This is a genomic window from Variovorax sp. YR216, assembly GCF_900107745.1.
Lineage (GTDB): Bacteria > Pseudomonadota > Gammaproteobacteria > Burkholderiales > Burkholderiaceae_C > Variovorax.
Genome location: NZ_FNRO01000002.1, coordinates 541,122 through 561,849, shown reverse-complemented (window position 1 = coordinate 561,849; position 20,728 = coordinate 541,122). Strand labels below are relative to the sequence as shown.

General features: G+C 67.2%; 20 protein-coding genes and 2 riboswitches. Of the genes, 9 read left to right on the top strand and 11 right to left on the bottom strand.

Annotated features, from left to right (window positions below):
• Positions 1-62 precede the first annotated feature (62 nt).
• From BLW05_RS07520 to BLW05_RS07495, 6 genes are all read right to left on the bottom strand, one after another.
• A complete protein-coding gene (locus BLW05_RS07520; RefSeq protein ID WP_093161479.1) occupies positions 63-767 on the bottom strand; it encodes an ABC transporter ATP-binding protein in 705 nt (234 codons plus the stop codon).
• Positions 760-1,518, bottom strand: a complete 759-nt coding sequence (locus BLW05_RS07515) for an ABC transporter ATP-binding protein (protein WP_093162121.1) — start codon at positions 1,516-1,518, stop codon at positions 760-762. The genes BLW05_RS07520 and BLW05_RS07515 overlap by 8 nt, the downstream gene beginning before the upstream one ends.
• 20 nt (positions 1,519-1,538) lie before the next feature.
• Positions 1,539-2,519 (bottom strand): branched-chain amino acid ABC transporter permease, encoded by a 981-nt coding sequence (locus BLW05_RS07510; RefSeq protein ID WP_093161478.1) that lies wholly within the window; start codon positions 2,517-2,519, stop codon positions 1,539-1,541.
• Positions 2,519-3,391, bottom strand: a complete 873-nt coding sequence (locus BLW05_RS07505) for a branched-chain amino acid ABC transporter permease (protein WP_093161476.1) — start codon at positions 3,389-3,391, stop codon at positions 2,519-2,521. The genes BLW05_RS07510 and BLW05_RS07505 overlap by 1 nt, the downstream gene beginning before the upstream one ends.
• Positions 3,392-3,416: 25 nt before the next feature.
• Complete coding sequence (locus BLW05_RS07500; protein ID WP_093161475.1) at positions 3,417-4,586, bottom strand: ABC transporter substrate-binding protein; 1,170 nt, start codon at positions 4,584-4,586, stop codon at positions 3,417-3,419.
• 181 nt (positions 4,587-4,767) lie between these two features.
• Positions 4,768-5,532 (bottom strand): GntR family transcriptional regulator, encoded by a 765-nt coding sequence (locus BLW05_RS07495; RefSeq protein ID WP_256330097.1) that lies wholly within the window; start codon positions 5,530-5,532, stop codon positions 4,768-4,770.
• 147 nt (positions 5,533-5,679) lie between these two features.
• On the opposite strand from BLW05_RS07495, the gene BLW05_RS07490 reads away from it, so the two are divergent.
• The 4 genes from BLW05_RS07490 to BLW05_RS07475 all read left to right on the top strand — a co-directional run bounded on the left by BLW05_RS07490 (position 5,680) and on the right by BLW05_RS07475 (position 9,666).
• Entirely contained in the window at positions 5,680-6,798 is a 1,119-nt protein-coding gene (locus tag BLW05_RS07490) for a 5-methyltetrahydropteroyltriglutamate--homocysteine S-methyltransferase (RefSeq protein ID WP_093161472.1), read from the top strand.
• 56 nt (positions 6,799-6,854) lie between these two features.
• Complete coding sequence (locus BLW05_RS07485) at positions 6,855-7,523, top strand: glutathione S-transferase family protein (RefSeq protein WP_093161470.1); 669 nt, start codon at positions 6,855-6,857, stop codon at positions 7,521-7,523.
• Positions 7,520-8,899, top strand: coding sequence for a phospholipase D-like domain-containing protein (locus tag BLW05_RS07480; protein WP_256330096.1), 1,380 nt, complete (start codon positions 7,520-7,522; stop codon positions 8,897-8,899). The genes BLW05_RS07485 and BLW05_RS07480 overlap by 4 nt, the downstream gene beginning before the upstream one ends.
• 77 nt (positions 8,900-8,976) lie before the next feature.
• Positions 8,977-9,666, top strand: a complete 690-nt coding sequence (locus BLW05_RS07475) for a dienelactone hydrolase family protein (RefSeq protein ID WP_093161468.1) — start codon at positions 8,977-8,979, stop codon at positions 9,664-9,666.
• 1 nt (position 9,667) lies between these two features.
• On the opposite strand, the gene BLW05_RS07470 is transcribed toward BLW05_RS07475, so the two are convergent.
• Both BLW05_RS07470 and BLW05_RS07465 read right to left on the bottom strand, forming a co-directional pair.
• Entirely contained in the window at positions 9,668-10,753 is a 1,086-nt protein-coding gene (locus BLW05_RS07470; protein WP_093161467.1) for an ROK family protein, read from the bottom strand.
• Between the two features lie 21 nt (positions 10,754-10,774).
• Positions 10,775-11,563 carry an alpha/beta fold hydrolase gene (locus tag BLW05_RS07465; RefSeq protein ID WP_093161465.1) on the bottom strand — a complete coding sequence of 263 codons (789 nt, stop codon included), beginning with the start codon at positions 11,561-11,563 and terminating at the stop codon, positions 10,775-10,777.
• A 127-nt stretch (positions 11,564-11,690) separates the two neighbouring features.
• Between BLW05_RS07465 and BLW05_RS07460 the strand changes: the two genes are divergently transcribed.
• From BLW05_RS07460 to gcvP, 4 genes are all read left to right on the top strand, one after another.
• Complete coding sequence (locus BLW05_RS07460) at positions 11,691-13,223, top strand: ABC transporter permease/substrate-binding protein (protein WP_093161464.1); 1,533 nt, start codon at positions 11,691-11,693, stop codon at positions 13,221-13,223.
• Positions 13,224-13,252: 29 nt separating this feature from the next.
• Positions 13,253-13,338: riboswitch (glycine riboswitch) on the top strand.
• A 16-nt stretch (positions 13,339-13,354) separates the two neighbouring features.
• Positions 13,355-13,475: riboswitch (glycine riboswitch) on the top strand.
• Between the two features lie 51 nt (positions 13,476-13,526).
• On the top strand, positions 13,527-14,690 hold the full coding sequence (gene gcvT, locus BLW05_RS07455; protein WP_093162118.1) for a glycine cleavage system aminomethyltransferase GcvT: 1,164 nt from the start codon (positions 13,527-13,529) through the stop codon (positions 14,688-14,690).
• Between the two features lie 42 nt (positions 14,691-14,732).
• Entirely contained in the window at positions 14,733-15,110 is a 378-nt protein-coding gene (gcvH, locus tag BLW05_RS07450; protein WP_093161462.1) for a glycine cleavage system protein GcvH, read from the top strand.
• 42 nt (positions 15,111-15,152) lie between these two features.
• On the top strand, positions 15,153-18,074 hold the full coding sequence (gene gcvP, locus BLW05_RS07445; protein ID WP_093161461.1) for an aminomethyl-transferring glycine dehydrogenase: 2,922 nt from the start codon (positions 15,153-15,155) through the stop codon (positions 18,072-18,074).
• A gap of 25 nt (positions 18,075-18,099) precedes the next feature.
• Here gcvP and BLW05_RS07440 read toward each other — a convergent pair whose 3' ends face one another.
• Together BLW05_RS07440 and BLW05_RS07435 are read right to left on the bottom strand one after the other, a co-directional pair.
• The gene (locus tag BLW05_RS07440; protein WP_093162117.1) at positions 18,100-18,333 is read right to left on the bottom strand and encodes a glycine zipper domain-containing protein; all 234 of its coding nucleotides are present in this window, start codon (positions 18,331-18,333) and stop codon (positions 18,100-18,102) included.
• Between the two features lie 14 nt (positions 18,334-18,347).
• Positions 18,348-18,728, bottom strand: a complete 381-nt coding sequence (locus BLW05_RS07435; protein ID WP_256330095.1) for a hypothetical protein — start codon at positions 18,726-18,728, stop codon at positions 18,348-18,350.
• 125 nt (positions 18,729-18,853) lie between these two features.
• Here BLW05_RS07435 and BLW05_RS07430 point away from each other — a divergent pair, with 125 nt between their 5' ends.
• Positions 18,854-19,414: a DUF4124 domain-containing protein gene (locus BLW05_RS07430; protein ID WP_143044790.1), complete on the top strand. Its 561-nt coding sequence runs from the start codon at positions 18,854-18,856 to the stop codon at positions 19,412-19,414.
• A gap of 95 nt (positions 19,415-19,509) precedes the next feature.
• Here the strand turns inward: BLW05_RS07430 and BLW05_RS07425 are convergent, their stop codons facing one another.
• Positions 19,510-20,694, bottom strand: a complete 1,185-nt coding sequence (locus tag BLW05_RS07425; protein ID WP_093161458.1) for an ABC transporter substrate-binding protein — start codon at positions 20,692-20,694, stop codon at positions 19,510-19,512.
• Positions 20,695-20,728 lie beyond the last annotated feature (34 nt).

Here is a 20,728-nt window from a genome sequence, read left to right as displayed (position 1 = left end):
GCATGTCTCCTTTCGAAGCTCGAACCAGTGTAGGCGCGGCTTGCGGGCCGCGCCCGCCCCGCTCAGCGGGAAACGCCGAGCAGCCGATCCAGCACTTCGGGCTGCGTGCGCAGCGTTGCGGCGTGATCGGCGTGCACCACCGTGCCGTGGTCGAGCACGACCGCCTCGTCCGAGATGGCGAGGATCGCCTGCGGATGCTGCTCGACGATGATCGCCGCCAACCCCTCGTCTCGCGTGATGCGGCGGATGGCGCGCAGCAGCTCTTCCACGATGATCGGCGCGAGCCCTTCGAGCGGCTCGTCGAGCAGCAGCAGCGTCGGGTTCACCACCAGCGCACGGCCGACGGCCAGCATCTGCTGCTCGCCGCCCGAAAGCTGCGTGCCCAGGTTGCCCTTGCGCTCGGCCAAGCGCGGAAACATCTCGTAGACGCGCTGCGCATTCCACCTGCCCGCCCGCTCGACCGCGGTGAGGTTCTCATGCACCGTCAGCGACTTGAAGATGTTGCGCTCCTGCGGCACCCAGCCGATGCCGACCGCGGCACGCTGGTGCGAAGGCAGCTTGTGCAAGGCGTTGCCGCCGAGCGTGATCGTGCCGCCATGCTGGCGCGTCGCGCCCGCGAGCGTGTTGATCAGGGTGGTCTTGCCGGTGCCGTTTCGGCCCAGCAGCGCCAGCGTCTGCCCTTCGCCGAGCGAAAAGGAAATGTCGTGCAGCACCACGGCTTCGCCGTAGCCCGCGCTCAGGTTCTCGATGCGAAGCAACTCAGACATGTGCCTCTCCATGGCCCAGGTAGACCTCCTTTACCTTCGGGTCGTTCGCGATCGTGTCCGGGTCGCCCTCGGTCAGCAGCGTGCCATTGACGAGCACCGTCATGCGATCGGCAAAGCTGAACACCAGGTCCATGTCGTGCTCGATGAGCAGCACCGACACATCGGCCGGCAGCGCGGCGACCGTTTCCAGCAGTTCCTCGCGCTCGCCCGCCGGCACACCGGCCACGGGTTCGTCGAGCAGCAGCACGCGCGGCTCGCAAGCGAGCGCGATCGCGATTTCGAGCAGGCGGCGCTTGCCGTAGGCCAGATGCTTCGTCTGCTGGTTGGCAACATCGGCGAGCCGGAACTGTTCCAGCAACTGACCCGCACGCTCGGTGACCTGCCTGGAGCTGCCCAGCGGCCGCCACCAGTCGGTGCCGACGCCGGTGTGCTGCGACACCACGAGCGCAAGCGTCTCCAGCGGCGACATCGAATCGAACAGCTGGTTGATCTGAAAGGTACGGACCATGCCGCGCGCCACCCGCTTGTGCGGCGCGAGGCGCGTGATGTCCTCGCCTTCGAGCACGATGCGGCCTTCGGTCGGCGTGAGCACGCCGGTCAGCAGGTTGATCAGCGTGGTCTTGCCGGCGCCGTTCGGGCCGATCAGCGCATGGCGCGCGCCGCGCCGCAGGTTCAGCGACACGTTGTTGGTCGCCGTGATGCCGCCAAAGCGCATCACGAGGCCGGTGGCCGAGAGGACGATGTCGTTCACGTTGTTGTTGTTCACGGTGCTCACGGCTTGGCACTCCCCGCACTCCCGCGAGCGCCGAACCAGGTCCAGGGCCTGAGCAGCCGGTCACGGCCCACGAGCACCAGCAGCACCAGGATCAGGCCGATCCAGAACATCCAGTACTGCGGCGTGACCGCGGAAAGCGTGTCCTGCAGCACCTTGAAGACGATGGCGCCGGCGATGCCGCCGTAGAGCCAGCCCACCCCGCCGATGACCAGCATCAGCAGCACGTCGGCCGAGCGGTCGAAGGCGAGCACGTCGAGCGATGCAAAGCCCGTGGTCTGCGCGAGCAGCGCGCCTGCGCCTCCGGCCACCGCGGCGGCGATGGTGTAGATCACCGCCAGGCGCGGGATCACCGGAATGCCGATGGCCATCGCGCGCAGGCGGTTGTCACGGATCGCCTTGAGCGTCGCGCCGAACGGCGAATGCACCAGCCGGCGCATCAGCAGGAAGAGCACCAGCATCACCGACAGCGAATACCACGCGGCCGTGCGGCCGTAGAGGTCGAAGTCGAACATGCCGAGCACCGGCCCCATGACCACGCCCTGCAGGCCGTCGGCGCCGCCGGTGAGCCAGTCGAGCTTGTTCGCGAGTTCGAGCAGGAGGAGCGCCGTGCCGAGCGTGACCATCAACCGCGTGAGATCGCTGCCGCGCAGGATGGTGATGCTCGCGACCGCGCCCAGCAGCGCAGCGACCACGATCGCCACCACCAGTCCGACCGTCGGATCGGGCATCACATGCTTGGCGAACAGGGCGGCCGTGTAGGCGCCCAGCCCGAAGAAGCCGGCATGGCCCAGCGACACGACACCGGTGTAGCCGAGGATCAGGTCGAGCGACATCGCGAACAGCGCGACGATCGCGATCTCGTTGATCATGAGTGCATGCGAGGGCAGCACCAGCGGCAGCACGAAGGCCACCGCCCAGACCACGAACTCCAGCGGGCGCCAGCGCGCCTTGGCCAGCAGCGGGGATTGGAAGTCCATCACCGTCCTCCCTTCCGGGTGAACAGGCCCTGCGGCCGCCACATCAGGATGAGGATCATCAGGAGGTAGACGGTGAAGGCGCCCATCTTCGGGATGAAGTACTTGCCCGCCACGTCGGCGACGCCGAGCAGCAGCGCCGCCAGCAATGGCCCGGTGATCGAGGTGGTGCCGCCGACCGACACCACGATGAGGAAATAGATCATGTACTTGAGCGGGAAGGTCGGATCGAGCCCGAGGATCTCGGCGCCCAGCGCACCGCCCAGGCCAGCCAGTCCCGAGCCGACCGCGAAGGTCATCAGGAACACCACGTTCACGTTGATGCCCATGCCCGCGGCCACGCGCGGATCGTCCACCGCCGCGCGCAGCCGGCTGCCGAAGCGCGTGCGCGTAAGGATGAGCTGCAGCACCACCGTCAGCAGCGCGCACACCGCGATGATGAAGAGCCGGTAGTGGCCCATGCCCAGCATCAGCGCGCCGTCGCCGATCTCGGTGCGGCCGCGCAGCCAGTCGGGCAGATGGATGTTCTGCTGCGACGAACCGACGAAGAAGTCGATGCCCGCCACCGCCATGAAGGCGAGCCCGATCGAGAACATCACCTGGTCGAGGTGCGTCTTGCCGTACATCGGGCGGTAGAGCGTTCGTTCGAGCAATGCGCCCACTGCACCCACCAGGATGAATGCAAGCGGCAGGCAAACGAGGAACGGCACGCCCAGCTTCTGCATGGCGAAGACCGTGATGTAGCCGCCCGCCATGGCGAAGGCGCCATGCGCGAGATTGATGAAGTTCATCAATCCGAGCGTCACGGCCAATCCGACCGCGAGCACGAACAGCAGCATGCCGTAGGCAATGCCGTCAAAAAGGATGGTCAACATGCTGCTGTCCGGAACCCTGTCGTGATTACTTGGCCTTGCCTGGGTCTTTGACGCTCTTGATCACGTCGAACTCGACGTTGTAGAGCTGACCGTCCTTCTTCTCGACCTTGCGCAGGTACACGTCCTGCGTGATGTCGCGCGTCTGCGCGTCGATCAGCACCTGGCCGCGCGGGCTTTCGAAGACCTGGCCCTTGAGCGCGGCCAGCAGCGCGTCGCCGCCGCCCTGGCCCTTCGTGGTCTTGAGCGCCTCGTAGATCATGCGCATGCCGTCGTAGCCGCCGACGGCCATGAAGTTCGGACGCATGTTCTTGTTGGCCTTCTCGAAGGCCTCGACGAACTTCTTGTTCATCGCGGAAGGATGCGCGGCCGAGTAGTGGTGCGTCGTGACCACGCCGAGCGCGCCGTCGCCCATGTCGTTGAGCTGATCGTCGTCCGTCAGGTCGCCGGTGCCGATGAGCTTGATGCCCGCCTTGTCCATGCCGCGCTCGAGGAACTGCTTCATCACCGCCGCACCCGCGCCAGAGGGCACGAAGACGAACAGGGCATCGGGCTTGGCGTCACGCACCTTCTGCAGGAACGGCGCGAAATCGGGGTTGCGCAGCGGCACGCGCAGCTTGTCGAGCACCTTGCCGCCGTTGAGCTGGAAGCGCTCGGCGAAGAACTTCTCGGCATCGTTGCCGGGACCGTAGTCGGACACCAGCGTCACCACCGACTTGATGCCGTTCTTCGGCGCCCAGTCGCCCATCGCGACCGACACCTGCGGCAGCGTGAAGCTCGAACGCAGCATGTAGGGCGAGGCTTCGGTGATGGCCGAGGTCGCCGCTGCCATGGTGATCGCCGGCGTCTTCGACTGCGTGGCGATCGGCGCGACCGCCAGCGCGATCGGCGTCAGGCCGAAGCCGGCGAGCACGTTGACCTTCTCGTTCACCACGAGCTCTTGCGCAATGCGCTTGGCGACGTCGGGCAGGCCGGTGTCGTCCTTGACGATCAGTTCCACCTTCTTGCCCGCGACGGTGTCACCGTTCTGCGCCATGTAGAGGCGCGCCGCAGCTTCGATCTGGCGACCGGTGGAAGCCTGCTGCCCGGTCATGGGCAGGATCAGGCCGATCTTGAAAGTGTCCGCGGCATGGGCCAGTGGCATGGCCAGCGCGACGGCGGTCAGGCTGGCGGCCTGGACGAATTGACGACGAAGCATGAAAGCTCTCCTTCTGCGGTAATGCTGGAACGGGAAAAATCGGGGGCTATTGTGACGAAATGCAATCTCACGAGGGCGTCGGCAAACACCTAGCTCGCCCCGTGGGAAAAGAACTTCTGCGCGATCAAGGGATACGGCGCGCGATCATCGCGCAAAGCTTTGGTTCATTCTTATGCAGCTCTTAATCGCGGCGACGGATGAGCTTCACGGCCGGCAAGGCATCACTCTGCGCGCCGTGCAAGGCCTCACGCAGATTGCGCTGGGCGATGCGGCTGTGCTCGCGCATGAGCGCCTCGGCGCGCGTGCCTTCGCGGTTCTCGATGGCATCGAGCACCTGCCAGTGCTGGTCCTGCGCGACCAGCAACCTGTCGCGCGCGCCCGGCGAATTCGCCTCCACCACCACGAAACCCGAGGGTGAAGCGAAAGGCAGGTTGGTCACGCGCTCGGTCTGCATGGCGATCAGCGGGCTACCGGACATCTCGGCGAGCAGGCGATGGAATTCCTCGTTGTAGGCGACATAGCGCGAGAAGGCGGCGTCATCGAGCGCCGGCTCGCGCATCAATTCGTCGATGCGCTTGAGACAGGCGCGCGCCTCGCGCAGCACCATCTGCGGCGCGCCGCGCTCGGCGGCGAGCCGGGCCGAAAGGCCTTCGAGCGTGCCGCGCAGCTCGATGGCGTCGCCCACGTCACGCTCGGAAAAGGTCCGCACCGCATAGCCGCCGCTCGGCAGCGCCTCGAGCAGGCCTTCCTGTTCGAGGCGCATCAGCGCACTGCGCACCGGCGTGCGGGACACGCCCAGCAACTCCGAGATCGCCACTTCGGCGATGCGCGCGCCGCCCGGCAATTCGCCGGCGAGCACCATCTCGCGCAGCCGCAGCTGGGCCTTGACGACCTGCGAGCCGCCGGCTTCGGCGTGGGACAAAACGGAAGGACTGGGGGGATTCACGGGATACGGAATGTATCCACAGATCACCGAGAATCGTCTTTTTTTGCACCCGAATAGGGGTAAACACCAGTGTCGATGTATCCGTAAGCGCATGCCGCTGTGCGGATACGATCGACCGTTCTTTTCCAGATTTCGACGGAGCCAACCATGTCAGAACACGCCCGCCTGCCCGCACGCTACGACCACGTCGGCAGCTTCCTGCGTCCCCAATACCTGCTCGAAGCCCGCGAGCAGAAAGCCAAGGGCGAGATCACGCCCGAACAGCTTCGCAAGGTCGAAGACAAGGCGATCACCGAGATCGTCAAGTTCCAGGAAGACATCGGCCTCAAGAGCATCACCGACGGCGAATTCCGCCGCACCTACTTCCACATCGACTTCCTCGAGCAGCTCGGTGGCGTGAAGACCGACATCCCGGTCACCATCCGCAAGCCCGACGGCACCGAGGAACTGGCCCCGCCGGTGATGCGCGTCATCGACAAGGTGCGCCACGCCAAGAACATCCAGCTGGCCGACTTCGAATACCTCAAGAGCCAGGTGTCGGCCGGCAACACGCCGAAGGTGACGATCCCCTCGCCCACCATGCTGCACTTCCGCGGCGGCCGCGCCGGCATCAGCCGCGAGGCCTACCCCGAACTCGACCCCACCTTCTACGACGACGTCGCGAAGGCCTACGGCGACGAATTGCGTTCGCTCGCCGCCGCCGGCTGCACCTACGTGCAGATGGACGACACCAACCTCGCCTACCTCTGCGACGAGAGGATGCGCGAAGCCGCCCGCCAGCGCGGCGACGACCCCAACGAGCTGCCGCACCGCTACGCGAACTTCATCAACAAGGTGGTCGCGCAGAAGCCCGCCGGCATGACGCTCGCGATGCACCTGTGCCGCGGCAACTTCAAGAGCACGCACGCCGCGGCCGGCAACTACGAGCCGGTGGCCGAGGCGCTGCTCAAGGAGATGGACCTCGACGCCTACTTCCTCGAATACGACGACGCGCGCTCGGGCGACTTCCGTCCGCTGCGCTTCCTGCCGAAGGGCAAGACGGTCGTGCTCGGCCTGGTGACCACCAAGTTCGGCGAGATGGAAGACAAGGACGAGCTCAAGGCACGCATCGAGGCGGCCGCCAAGTACGTCTCGCTCGACCAGCTCGCGCTGTCGCCGCAGTGCGGCTTCTCCAGCACGGTTCACGGCAACAACATTGCGGTCGAGGCGCAACGCGCCAAGCTGCGCCTCGTCGTCGAAGTCGCGCAGGAAGTCTGGGGAAGCTGAGGCTCGCCTTAGACAGATTGGTTTGTTTTGGCGCCGGTGTGAAGTAGGCTTCGGGCATGAGGCTCTTCACCGGTCCGCTCAGCATGTTCGGTGCCAAGGCGCAGATCGCGATGCTCGAAAAGGGCATCTCGTTCGACTGCGTCATGGTGCCGTTCGACCGCGACGACAACTACGAGCCGAAGCACCCCGAGGTCCTGCGCGTCAACCCGAAGCGGCAGGTGCCGGTGCTGATCGACGGTGACGTCGAGCTGTTCGACTCGACCCAGATCTTCGAGTACCTCGAAGACCGCTTTCCCACCCCGCCCCTCTGGCCCGCCGCCATCGCCGACCGCGCCAGGGCCCGCCAGCTCGAACTCAAGTCCGACGAGGTCTTCTTCCCGCATGTGGTGAGGCTCTTCGGCCTCCAGCACGACATGCAGAGCCCACCGGCCGTTGCGGCCTGTGCCGCCTGCGCCCGCTTCTACGAAGCGCTGGAAGCCCTGCTGGCCGACCGCGACTACCTCGCGGGTCCCTACTCGTACGCCGACATCGCCTTCTACATGGCCCATGTGTTCGCCGACCGCAAGGGCGCGAGCATGACGCAAGCCACGCCACGACTGCTCGCCTGGCGCGACCGCGTCGGCGCACGCGCGCCGGTGCGCAACGTCGTAGGCACGATGATGAAGTTCCTCGCGGACAACAGCCGTCCGGTGCCGGTTTTCCTGCAACCGCTTCTCCGCACGTGAACCGCATCGACGACTGGCTCGACTGGCTGCCCTCACCGTCGCAGCATCTGCTGGTCGTCACCTTCGCATTGCTGGTCTACGTGCTGACCAGCCGCGCCAAGCGCGAGCAGCGCGCGCCTTCCACCGCCATCGCCTGGGTGATGGGTCTGGCGTTGCTGCCGTACGTCATCCTCCCGATGTACCTGCTGTTCGGCCAGCGCAAGCTGCGACCGGCGGGCGCACCGCGGCCGCCGCGCGCGAATCCGGCCGGCCACTGGGCCGCCGACCTGATCGAGAGCTTCGGCCTCGCACCCCCGGGGCTCTGCGCAGTGCGCTTCCATTCCGACGGCGCGGCAGCGCGCGATGCGCTCTTCGAGGTGGTCGAAGGCGCGCGGGTGCGCCTCGACATCTGCACCTTCATCATCGGCGACGACGCGCTCGGCCACGAGGTCATCAACCGGCTGGCGCGGCGCGCCCGCGAGGGCGTGAAGGTCCGCGTGCTGCTCGACGGCTTCGGCGCGTTGTCGCTGCCGCGATCGCACTTCGACACGCTGCGCGACGCGGGCGCCGAGATCGCGGTGTTCCGCCCCATCTTCAGCCTGCGCCGGACCGGGCCGCGCAACCTGCGAAACCATCGCAAGTTCACCATCGCGGACGACCAATGGCTGTGGTCCGGCGGCCGCAATCTCGCGGGCGAATACTTCACGGGCAACGACGACCATCCGGTGCCGTGGCGCGATCTTTCATTCGACCTGCAAGGCAGCGTCGCGGCAGCAGCGGCGCGGCAGTTCGACCACGACTGGTCCTCGGTTCGCGACCACAAGCCGCGCGAGGTGGCCGCCGGGGACGTTCACGTGGAAGGCGAATTCGCGCAACTGCTGCCGAGCGGCCCGGACCAGACCGAAGACACCGCGCAGGCGCTGCTCATCGATGCCTGCTTCCGCGCCGAACACCGGGTGCTCGCGATCACGCCCTACTTCGTCCCCGGGGACGGCCTGCGCGATGCGCTGCGTCTGGCCGCCCGGCGCGGCGTGCAGGTCACGATCGCCATCCCGGCGCAATCGAACCACCGGCTCGCCGACTTCGTTCGCGCAAGAGCCATGCGCGACCTCACGCGCGCCGGCGTCGTCTTCCGCATGCTGCCTTTCATGGCCCATGCCAAGGCGGTCGTGGTGGATGAGGACCTGGCACTGTGCGGGTCGATCAACCTCGACATGCGCAGCCTGCTCATCAATCACGAGGCGGCCGTGGTGTTCTACGGGCACGAGCATGTCGACTGGCTCGCGCAATGGATCGAGACCACGGCTTCGGCCGGCGACACCTACCGGGCGCGACAGCCCGGCCTGATTCGTGACGTGGCCGAAGGGTTGTTGCTGACCATCGCATTCCAGCTTTGAGCCTTCCTGGCCGATACTTCGGCCGATACTTGTCGCCCCTCGTCGACCGAAACGCAAACCAACCTCAGGAGATCTCCATGGGAAATGTCGTGCAGTTCAAGCGCCCCGACGGCGGCAGCGTCAATGGCTATCTGGCCGAGGCCGACAAGGCGGTCGGCTCGGTGGTGGTGATCCAGGAATGGTGGGGCATCAATGACCAGATCCGCGGCGTGGCGGACCGCTTCGCCAAGGCGGGCTTCACGGCGCTGGTGCCCGATCTCTATCGTGGCAAATCCACCGTCGAGGCCGAGGAAGCACATCACCTGATGACGGGCCTGAACTTCGGCGACGCCGCATCGCAAGACGTGCGCGGCGCCGTCCAACACCTGAAGGCGCGCGGCGGCAAGGTGGGCGTCACCGGCTACTGCATGGGCGGCGCGCTCACGGTGCTGGGCCTGACCATGGCGCCCGAAGCCGATGCCGGCGTGGTCTGGTACGGCTACCCGCCACTCGAATACGTCGACGCCTCGAAGATCAAGGCGCCGGTGATGGCGCACTGGGCGACGCAGGACCAGGCCTTCGCGATCGCCGGCGTCGATGCGCTCGAAGAAAAGCTCCGCGGCGCGGGCGTGCGCTACGAAGGCCACCGCTACCTGGCGCATCACGCCTTCGCCAACGAAACCGCGCAAGGGCCGGGCCGCATCCCGATCACGCAGTACGACGCCGTCTGGGCGCAGCTCGCGTGGGACCGCACGCTGCGCTTCTTCGGCAAGGAACTGGCGGGCTGATTCAGGAAGCCTTCGGCGCCTTGTTGCAGTAGCTCGCGTTGCCCAGGCCCGTGCCGATGGTCAGCACGGCCCAGCGCTTCACGTCGCCCATGAAGGGCAGCTCGCTCAGGCCCTGCACCACCGCGTCGTTGTGCATGAGGGCCACGGTCGGCTCCCCGCCGATCGTCGGGATCCGTTCGCAGAGCTTGCTCGGCAGGTGGAAGCTCTCGCTCTCCCAGTCACCGGGCAGGTTCTGCGCGCCGCGCGCAATCGATCCGTCCTTGCGAATCAACCCCGGGCAGCCGATGCCGATGAAGGGTGCGAGGCGGATGCCCTTCCTGCCGCAGTAGCGCATCTGCTTTTCGAGCATCTCCACCAAACGATCGACCAGCACCTTGCGACTGGGCCCATCGTCTGCATGGCGCCATTTCTCGCGGTGGATCACCTTGGCCCTCGACAGGTCGCGCGCACGCCGCCTGCGCGTCTTGACGATGCCGCAGCGGACGTTGGTGCCGCCGATGTCGAGCGCGAGGATCGCATCGTGCCCCTTCAGCAGCGGCGGCGGCACGAGATGCACCCATCCGAGCAGGCCGCCGTCGTCGGTTTCGTGGCTGATGCGGCCCAGTTGCACGGAAATTCGCATGTCCTCCAGCAGGGCCGAGGTCTGCAGGATCGCGCGCTCGCCGACATCGCTTTCCGGAAAGCCGCCGCCGATCACGATGCGCTCCACGCCCTTCCATGACGGATGGCGCATGAAGCGGTCGATCACCCAGGCCAGTTCCTCGGCGAATTCCTCGATGACCCCATGGACCACGTCCGCAGCCTCCGACGCCTTCCTGCTGAGTACCTGATCGAGCGCCTTCTTCGTCATTTCCTTGGAGTGCAGGCCGCCCAGGGGATCGTTGCCTTTGGTACGGCGCCGGCGGCGCCAGCGTTCGAGCAGCTCGCGAAATGCGGTTTGACTCGCCTGATCCCCGACGAAGCCGTCCTTGTCACGCAGTTGGAGGCTGTAGCCCTCGACCACCACCGAAGGCAGCTCGCGCGCGCCATGCACGTCGGGCAGTGGGTGGTGGTCGTCGATGGGCTTGCGATGCTTGTGCCTGGTCATGCCTTGCCGCTCCTTCGCCGCTCAATCGGCCGTCGTCTTCAGTATGAGGCGCGCGGTTTCCTCCGGCGCGTCCCAGTGCGGATAGTGGCCGCAACGTTCGAACCAGTGCAGCCGCGCGTCCGGAAACAATCGCTGCGCTCGCTCGGCCTGCCTGGGAAAGCAGATCCGGTCGGAACGCCCCCAGCCGATCACGAGCCTCTTGCCCGGATAGCCGGCGGCGATGCCCTCCATCGGCGCGGCGCGCACGAGGCCGTCGAGCATCGCGCCGAACGATGCCGAAGCGGCGCAACTGCGCATCTCCTCCAGCACCTGCGAAGCGGAAAGGAGCGCCGGCCGCGCCGAAAGCCGCGCGAGGAGCAGCCCGCGCGACCACTCGTGCGTGGCGATCGTCGGCATCGAATGCCGCATCAGCCGCGCCGCCCGCCACCAGAGGCACACCGAAGCCCGGTAGGCGTGCCGCTCCCATCCGGCCCAGAAGCCCACCGGGTCCAGCGACACCACGGCACCGACCACGCCGCCCCGCCGCGCCAGTTCGAGCACGAGCCGGGCGCCGAGCGAGCTGCCCACCGCATCGGTGCCGAGCAGGTCGTGCTCCCGGAGAAACTGCGAGACGGCATCGGACATCGTCCGGATCGACACCTCGCCGGGCAGAGCCGGGCTCTTGCCGAAACCCGGTAAGTCGATCGCCGTCACGCTGCGCTCGGCAGCCAGCGGCTTCAGCACCGTCCGCCATGAACGCCAATTGCTGCCGAGCCCGTGAACGAGCAGCAACGGCTTGCCTTCGCCGCGGCGGACGTAATTGATGAGCACCGCTTCAGTTTGCGTTCAGGTTTGTCAGCCCGGCATCGGCCCCACGCACGACCCGCTGTAGGAGAACACCCCGGTGCCTGTCGCGCTCCGCTGGCCCGGATGGCGGCCCGGCCGATACACTGGATCGATGACGCCGCTGCGCCGCATCTGGTTCGCCGCCCTCGCCTGCCTGGGCCTGCTGTGCGGCGCTGCTCCGTCGCACGCCCAGCAGGAGACCCTGCGTGTCGGCTCCAAGCGGTTCACCGAGTCGTACATCCTCGCCGAGGTGCTGGCGCAGACGGCCGCGCCGCATCTGCCGTCCCCGCCAGTGGTGCGGCAAGGGCTCGGCAACACCGCCATCGTCTATGAGGCGCTGAACTCCGGCGGCATCGACCTCTACGCCGAATACTCCGGAACCATCGCGCTGGAGATCCTCAAGAGCAACGGACCGATGACGCTCGACCAGATGAACGCCGCGTTGCGCCCGCTGGGCCTGGGCGTCGCGATTCCGCTGGGCTTCAACGACGGCTATGCGCTCGCGATGCGCGCGGCGGACGCGGACCGGCTCGCCATCCGCAACCTGAGCGATCTCGCCCAGCACCCCGACCTGAAGCTGGGCCTGTCGAACGAATTCATCGGCCGCGCCGACGGCTGGCAGGGGCTGGCCGATCGCTACGGATTCAAGCAGACGCCGACCGGTCTCGACCACGGCCTGGCCTACGACGCCATCGCCGCGAAGCAGATCGACGTGACGGACATCTACACCACCGACGCGAAGATCGACCATCTCGGCCTGCGCGTCCTGCAGGACGACCGCCAGTACTTTCCGCGCTACGACGCCGTCGTGCTCTACCGCCTCGACCTGCCCACGCGCTGGCCGGCCGCATGGGCCGCCTTGCAGAAGCTCGAAGGCCGCATCGACGAGCGCGCGATGATCGGGATGAACGCTCGCGCCGAGCTGAACGGCGTGGCTTTCGACACCATCGCGCGCGACTTCCTCGCGCCGGGCAAGGCGCAGCCGCCGACCGGTGCACCGGCATCCGGCGACGCCGCCTCGCGCGGCTTCACTGCCAAGCTGTTCGGTCCGGACCTCGGCCGACTTGCCCGCCAGCACCTGCTGCTGGTCGCGATCTCGGTGGGGCTCGCGATCCTGATCGCGGTGCCGCTGGGTATCCTGGTGTTTCCCCATCTGCGCGCCGGCGCATTGGTGCTCGGGCTCACCGGGCTGCTGCAGACCATTCCGTCGCTCGCGCTGTTGGCGATCCTGATCTCGCTCGTCGGCGTGATCGGTACCTTGCCCGCGCTCATCGCACTGACTCTGTATTCGCTGCTGCCGATCATGCGCAACACGGTGACCGGCCTGGCGGAAGTCCCGCAGGGACTCCGGATGGCCGGCACCGCGCTAGGGATGACCCCCGGGCAAAGCCTGCGCCTGGTGCAGTTGCCGCTCGCGCTGCCGACGATCCTGGCCGGCGTGCGGACCGCGACCACCATCGCGATCGGCACCGCGACCATCGCCGCCTTCATCGGCGCGGGCGGCTTCGGCGAGCGGATCGTGACCGGCCTCGCGCTCAACGACCGCCAGCTGCTCGCCGCCGGCGCGATTCCGGCCGCGGCGCTCGCGCTGCTGAGCGAAGCCGTCTTCGAAATGATCGAGTACCTGATGCGACGCGGACGATAAAGAGACCGTCGATCCCTTACACTCGCCGGGTCAGGAGAGAGCCCCGCGCGACGGGGCCGCCGAAGGCGCAGGGCCCCACTTGCAAGGTCCCGAACGCTCAGGCAAAAGGACTGACGAAGCGCCCCGACGGGCGTTTCCTTGCTGGAGAGAGGCGACCCGCCCCGCAATGACGGTATGGCGGAATCGTCCACCGAAGGAGCAAGCCCCGATCGTGGGGTGAATCTCTCAGGTAAAGCGGACAGCAGGGGTGGCCCATGGCTTCGGTCATGGATCCGGACCGCCCCTTTGCCTTTGGAGAACGCCTTGGCTTCCGCATCGACCGACGACCTTCTGAAGACGCCGCTCCACGCCCTGCACGTGGAACTCGGCGCGCGCATGGTGCCTTTCGCGGGCTACTCGATGCCCGTGCAATACCCCGCCGGACTCATGGCCGAGCACAAGCACACGCGCGACGCGGCCGGCCTGTTCGACATCTCGCACATGGGCCAGCTCCGGCTCGTCGGTCCCGATGCGGCGGCCGCCTTCGAAACCCTCATGCCGGTCGACGTGGCCGGCCTCGCGCCGGGCAAGCAGCGCTACGGCCTGCTGCTGAACGACGACGGCGGCATCCTCGACGACCTGATGTTCTTCAACGAAGGCCACGATTCGTGGTTCGTCGTGGTCAACGGCGCGTGCAAAGCCGCCGACATCGCGCTCATCACCGCGAAGATCGGCCACCGCTGCCAGGTCTTGCCGATGCCCGACCACGCCTTGCTGGCGCTGCAGGGTCCGCAGGCGGCGTCGACGCTCGCGCGGCTTTCGCCCGGCATCGAGCAGTTCGTTTTCATGACGGGCGGTGCGGTGCGCATCGGCGGCATCGCGGCCTTCGTCACCCGCAGCGGCTATACCGGCGAGGACGGCTTCGAGATTTCCGTTGCCGCGGCCGATGCCGAAGCGCTTGCACGGCTGCTGCTCGCACAGCCCGAAGTCAAGCCGATCGGCCTCGGCGCGCGCAATTCGCTGCGGCTCGAGGCGGGCCTGTGCCTCTACGGCAACGACATCGACGAAACCACCACGCCCGTCGAGGCTGCGCTCGGCTGGGCGATGCAGAAAGTCCGCCGCGCAGGCGGTGCGCGCGAGGGCGGCTTCCCGGGCGCCGCGAAGATCCTCGCGCAGCTCACCGCATCGACCGGCACCGCCGGCCATCTCGATCACGACACGCTCAAGCGCAAGCGCGTGGGCCTCGTCGCGCTGGAGCGCATTCCGGTGCGCGACGGCACCCCGCTCGAATCCTTCGAAGGCGCGGCCATCGGCCATGTCACCAGCGGGCTGCTCGGCCCGACGGTCGACCGGCCGATCGCCATGGGCTACGTCGCCCTCGCCTATGCCGAGCCCGGCACGCGCATTCAGGCGATCGTGCGCGGCAAGCCGGTCCCGATGGAAGTCAGCACCATGCCTTTCGTTCCCGCCCGTTACTACCGGGGCTGACGTCACACGTTTTCACCGTTTTTTCATCAAGGAGCTTTCTTCATGACCACCAAGTTCACCAAGGATCACGAGTGGGTCCGCACCGAATCGGATGCGGCGCTCGTCACCGTCGGCATCACCGTCCATGCGCAGGACGCGCTCGGCGATGTGGTCTTCGTCGACCTGCCGGAGGTGGGAAAGTCCTTCGCCCAGGGCGAGGTGGCCGGTGTGGTCGAGTCGGTGAAGGCGGCGGCGGATGTGTTCATGCCGGTTTCCGGCGAGATCACCGAGGTCAATGAAGCGCTGCGCGCCGATCCGTCGCTGGCCAACAGCGCGCCGATGGAAGGCGGCTGGTTCTTCAAGGTGCGGGTGAGTGATCCCGCGCAGCTCGACGCACTCCTGGACGAAACCGCTTACGAGAAGTTCTCGGCAGAGAGCTGACCACCCCCCAGGTTCCGCGCTTCACACATTTTCGATCTGCATATGTCGACCGTCCTGCCCCTCACCCCCTCGCTCGGCGATCTCGAGAACGCCGAGGAATTCATCGCACGCCACATCGGGATCGAACCCCAGGACGAGGCGCGCATGCTGCCGGCCATCGGCTCCGCCACGCGCGCGGAGCTGATCGACGGCATCGTGCCGCCGGCCATCCGCCGCGCCAGGCCGATGCGCCTGCCGCCGGCGATCACCGAGGCCGAAGCGCTGGCCGAACTCAAGGCCATCGCCGCGAAGAACAAGGTCGCCAAGAGCTACATCGGCCAGGGCTACTACGGCACGCACACGCCCGGCGTGATCCTGCGCAACGTGCTGGAGAACCCGGCCTGGTACACCGCCTACACGCCCTATCAGGCCGAGATCTCGCAGGGCCGCATGGAAGCGCTGGTCAACTTCCAGACCATGGTGTGCGACCTCACCGGCATGGCGATCGCCAATGCGTCGATGCTCGACGAAGCGACGGCCGCAGCCGAAGCGATGACGCTTGCGCGCCGCAGCGTGAAGAGCAAGAGCAATGTCTTCCTGGTCTCGGGTGACTGCCATCCGCAGACCATCGAGGTCATCAAGACCCGCGCGGCGCCGCTCGGCATCGAGGTACGGGTGAGCACCATCTCCGAAACCCTGCCGCACCTCATGGCGAGCTGCGAGTTCTTCGGCGTGCTCGCGCAATACCCCGCCACGACGGGCCATGTGCATGACCTGCGCCCGCTCGCCGGCCACGCGCATCAGTTCGATGCGGCCTTCTGCGTCGCAGCTGACCTGCTCGCGCTCACGATGCTGACGCCGCCCGGCGAGTGGGACGCCGACATCGTCTGCGGCACCACGCAGCGCTTCGGCATGCCGATGGGCAACGGCGGTCCGCACGCGGCCTACCTGGCCTGCCGCGACGACTTCAAGCGCTCGCTGCCGGGCCGCATCGTCGGCGTCAGCGTCGACACGCATGGCGCGCCGGCCTACCGGCTCGCGCTGCAGACGCGAGAGCAGCACATCCGCCGCGAGAAGGCGACCTCCAACATCTGCACGGCGCAGGTGCTGCCTGCGGTGATCGCCAGCATGTACGCGGTCTATCACGGCCCCGAAGGCCTCAAGCGCATCGCGCAGCGCGTGGCGGCACTGACAGCCGTACTTGCGCAAGGCCTCGAACAGATGGGCCGCGAGCTGGTCAATGCGACCGCCTTCGACACGCTCACGGTCAAGACTGGCGAAGACACCGCGAAGATCGTCGAACGCGCCGAAGCAGCCGGCATCAACCTCGGCCAGCGCGTGCAGAACCACCTCGGCATCTCGCTCGACGAGACCACCACCCGCGCCGACATCGAGACCTTGTGGGCCCTCCTCGTGCCGACGGGCACGCCGATGCCGCGCTTCGAGGAACTTTCCGCCCGCGTGACTTCGCGCATTCCCGAGGACCTTCGCCGCACCTCGCCGTTCCTCACGCACCCGGTCTTCAACACGCACAAGAGCGAGACCGCGATGCTGCGCTACATCCGCAGCCTGGGCGACAAGGACCTCGCGCTCGATCGCAGCATGATCCCGCTCGGAAGCTGCACGATGAAGCTCAACGCGACCAGCGAGATGATCCCCATCACCTGGCCCGAGTTCGCGAACATCCATCCCTTCGCGCCGGCCGGACAACGCCTCGGCTACGACCAGCTGGACAAGCAGTTGCGCGCGTGGCTGTGCGAAGCCACGGGCTACGCCGGCATCAGCCTGCAGCCTAACGCCGGCTCGCAGGGCGAGTACGCGGGCCTGCTCGCGATCAAGGCGTTTCACGAAGCCAAGGGGCAAGGCCATCGCAATGTGTGCCTGATCCCGTTCTCCGCACACGGCACCAATCCGGCGAGCGCGCACATGGTCGGCATGAAGGTGGTGGTCACCGCCTGCGACGCTGAAGGCAACGTGGACATCGACGACCTCAAGCGCGCCTGCGAGACGCACAGCGACAAGCTGGCCGCGGTGATGATCACCTACCCCAGCACGCACGGCGTGTTCGAAACCCGCGTGAAAGAGCTGTGCGAGATCGTCCACGCGCACGGTGGCCGCGTGTACGTCGACGGCGCCAACATGAACGCGCTGGTCGGCATTGCGGCACCGGGCGAATTCGGCGGCGACGTGAGCCATCTGAACCTGCACAAGACCTTCTGCATCCCGCACGGCGGCGGCGGGCCGGGCGTCGGGCCGGTCTGCGTGGTCGAGGATCTCGTGCCCTACCTGCCGGGCCACGCGACCGGTGGCCTCGCGTCGAACGGCGTGGGCGCGGTGTCGGCCGCGCCGCTCGGCAACGCGGCGGTGCTGCCGATCAGCTGGATGTACTGCCGCATGATGGGCGCGACCGGCCTCAAGGCCGCGACCGAAACCGCGATCCTGAGCGCCAACTACATCAGCGCACGCCTCAAGGACCACTACCCGACGCTGTATTCGAGCCCCAACGGCCATGTGGCGCACGAGTGCATCCTCGACCTGCGCCCATTGAAGGATGCCAGCGGCGTGACCGCCGAGGACGTCGCCAAGCGGCTCATCGACTACGGCTTCCACGCGCCGACGCTGAGCTTCCCGGTGCCGGGCACGCTGATGGTCGAGCCGACCGAGAGCGAGCCGCTCGCCGAGCTCGACCGCTTCATCGACGCGATGATCGCGATCCGCGGCGAGATCCGCCGCATCGAGGAAGGCGTCTGGCCGAAGGAGGACAACCCGCTCAAGAACGCACCGCACACCGCCGCGAGCCTGCTCGGAACGGAATGGACGCGGCCCTATTCGCGCGAATTGGCGGCCTTCCCGCTCGCGACGCTGAAGACCGCCAAGTACTGGCCGCCGATCGGCCGTGTCGACAACGTCTACGGCGACCGCAACCTGTTCTGCAGTTGCGTCCCTGTCGCCGAACTGGCGGCGAGCGCCGCGTCGGCCGAATAGGTCCTCTGCGGACCCGACGGCGGGCCTACCAGCGCTGCTGCTGCCTTCCGCCGTGGATGTTGCCGGCGACACCGCCGGCCACGCCGCCGATTGCCGCACCCGTCCAGGCATCGCCACCCGCAATGGCGGCGATGCCGGCGCCGGCAGCGGCGCCCATCGCGGCGCCGCTCATCGTTCCCTGCTGCTGCGGCGTCATGTCCGTGCAGCCCGCGGCCAATGCCAGTGACGCGACCGCCAGGAGCCAGTTCATTCGTTTCATGATCTGTTTCCCCTTCACTTCTTCTGCAGGCCGGGCATGGCCATGTCAAACCAGATGATGTCCAGCACGGGGCGCTTCAGGCCGCTTGGATTCGCGGCATACCAGCCATCGACGCCCTGACGCACGCTGTCCAGCGACTGACCCTGCATGCCCTTCGAGAGGCGCGGCACGAAGCTCTGGGCGTCGGCCGGCGGGTTCCTTCCGAAGTAGGCCATTTCCACCTGGACCATGTTTGCGAGCCCGACGAGGTAGGCCTTCTTCACCGCCTCGCTCGACGTGGTCCACTGCTCGCCGGTGACGATCGGCACGTCGGCCGCCTTGGCCGGGACGCACGCCAGCGCCAGCGTCATGCAGGCCGCCGACAGCACCGTTCGCATTTGCAGTTTGGGTGACATTGCGTTCTCCGCTGTTGATGCGCGACCGATCCTGCGCTGTGCCGTCAAGGCATGTCAAGCGCGTCGAAGTTGCAATCAACCACTGCGAGTGCGCGCTCTCTTGATCGAGGAGGACAATGCTCTCCATGCGTGCATCGCTGATCCTTGCGGCTGCTCTCGCGACCTTCGGCCCCCCCGCCGGCGCCGAGGTGATCCGCTGCGCCGATGGGGCGGGCAACGTGAGCTACACGGACGGCACATGCCCGCGCGGCGCGCACAAGGTAGCGAGCGTGACCACGACGGACCCCATCTCGATCGTGGGCGGGGATCGGCAGCCGGCCCCCGTCCGGAGCACCCCGCCGGAACCCGATTCGAGCGTCGTCGCGGCGCCGCCGCAGGCACCCGCAGGCCCGATCATCATCGACGGCCGCCGCACCGGCAACAACACCGGCCGGTCCGACGAATCGCGCTGGAGCGATCGCGGCGAAGACCCGATGTGGATCGACGACGGCTACTACAGCCCCGGCGTCAACCGCCCGCCGAACCGCCCACGCGACATGCGCCCCCGGATCACCAAATGCGGCGACCGCACCTGCAAGGACGTACAGGGCAACCATTGGGATCGCAACACTGGTCAGCTTGACCGCTACCGCAGCATCGACGGCAGGACCTGCCGTCCGGTCGGCACCACGACCGTCTGCAACTGAGCACCGCAGCGCGGCGCGAGGGCTCGGAGCGAACGCAGGCTGCTGCTCGTGCGGGGGCTGGCCTGTTCGACCAGCCCGGCCGCCGCCTGCAGCGCTTACTTCATCAGGTCGCTGAGATTCACCGGCCTGATCTTGCCGCCCTCGACCGTTGCGACCAAGGGATCGACCACCGTGCCGCCGACCGCATCGACGCCCTTGAACTCGCCGGCGTTCGTTTCCTTAGGCAGCTTGCCGATCGCCTCGCCCATCTTGGCGCGGATGGCTGTCGCGTCTGACGTGGTGCCGGCCAGCTTCATCGCGGCGGCCACGGCGTGCGTCATCGCGTAGTTGTACGAAGACTCGGTGGTCGGGTCCTTGTCGGCGCCATACGCCTTGCGATAGGCCGCCGCGAATGTCTTGGGACCGACGCGCTCGTCGTACGACACCGGCAGCACGCCGATCGAGCCTTCGAGCGGCCCCAATCCATCGGTGACCTTCGCCATCTCGTCGAGCTTGGCCTGATCCATGATCAGGAAGCCGCCCTTGAAGCCCAGTTCGCGCGCCTGCTTGACCACCAGCGCCGTCGGCTCCGAGGGGCCGCCGACGAAGAGCACGTCGGGCTTCTCGGCGAGCACGCGGCTCACGCCGCTGTAGAAGTCCGCCGAACGGTTGTAGGACATCGGGTTGTTCGACGCGATCGTGCCGCCGGCCTTCTCCCATGCGGGGCCGAAGAGCTGCGTCCAGTTCTTCGCGTACTCATGGTCGCCCGGCAGCATGCCGACCTTCTTGCCGAACTTCTTCATCTCGTAGCGCGTGAAGGGCTCGATGTAGGAATTGAAGGTCGGCGGAATGCGGATGGTGAGCTTGTTGCCCGTCTCGGTGATCTTCGGCGTGCTGGAGTACGCCATCACGATGAACTTTTCCTGCTCGTTGAAGGCCTGCATCGCATAGATGCCGCCCGAGTGCGGCACGAACACCACCGGCGCCTGGTGCTGCTGCGCGAGGCGGCGCGCGTTGATCGCGGCATCGGCGGGCGAGTACTTGTCGTCCAGCGCCACGAGTTCGAGCTTGACCTTCTTGCCGCCGACCTCGAGGCCGGCGGCGTTGATCTCCTTGATCGCCATCTCGATGCCGTTGACCACGTTCTTGCCGTAGAGCGCCGCACCGCCGCTCAGGGGGCCGGTGAAGCCGATCTTCACGGTGTCCTGCGCAAGAGCCGAACCGGCTCCGAACGCACCCAGAAGCGCCAGCGCGGTGGGCAGCAACGCGAAGCGGCGACGGGTCGATGAATGTCTCTGCATCAGGTATCTCCTTGTGGTTGATTGATAGAGGGTG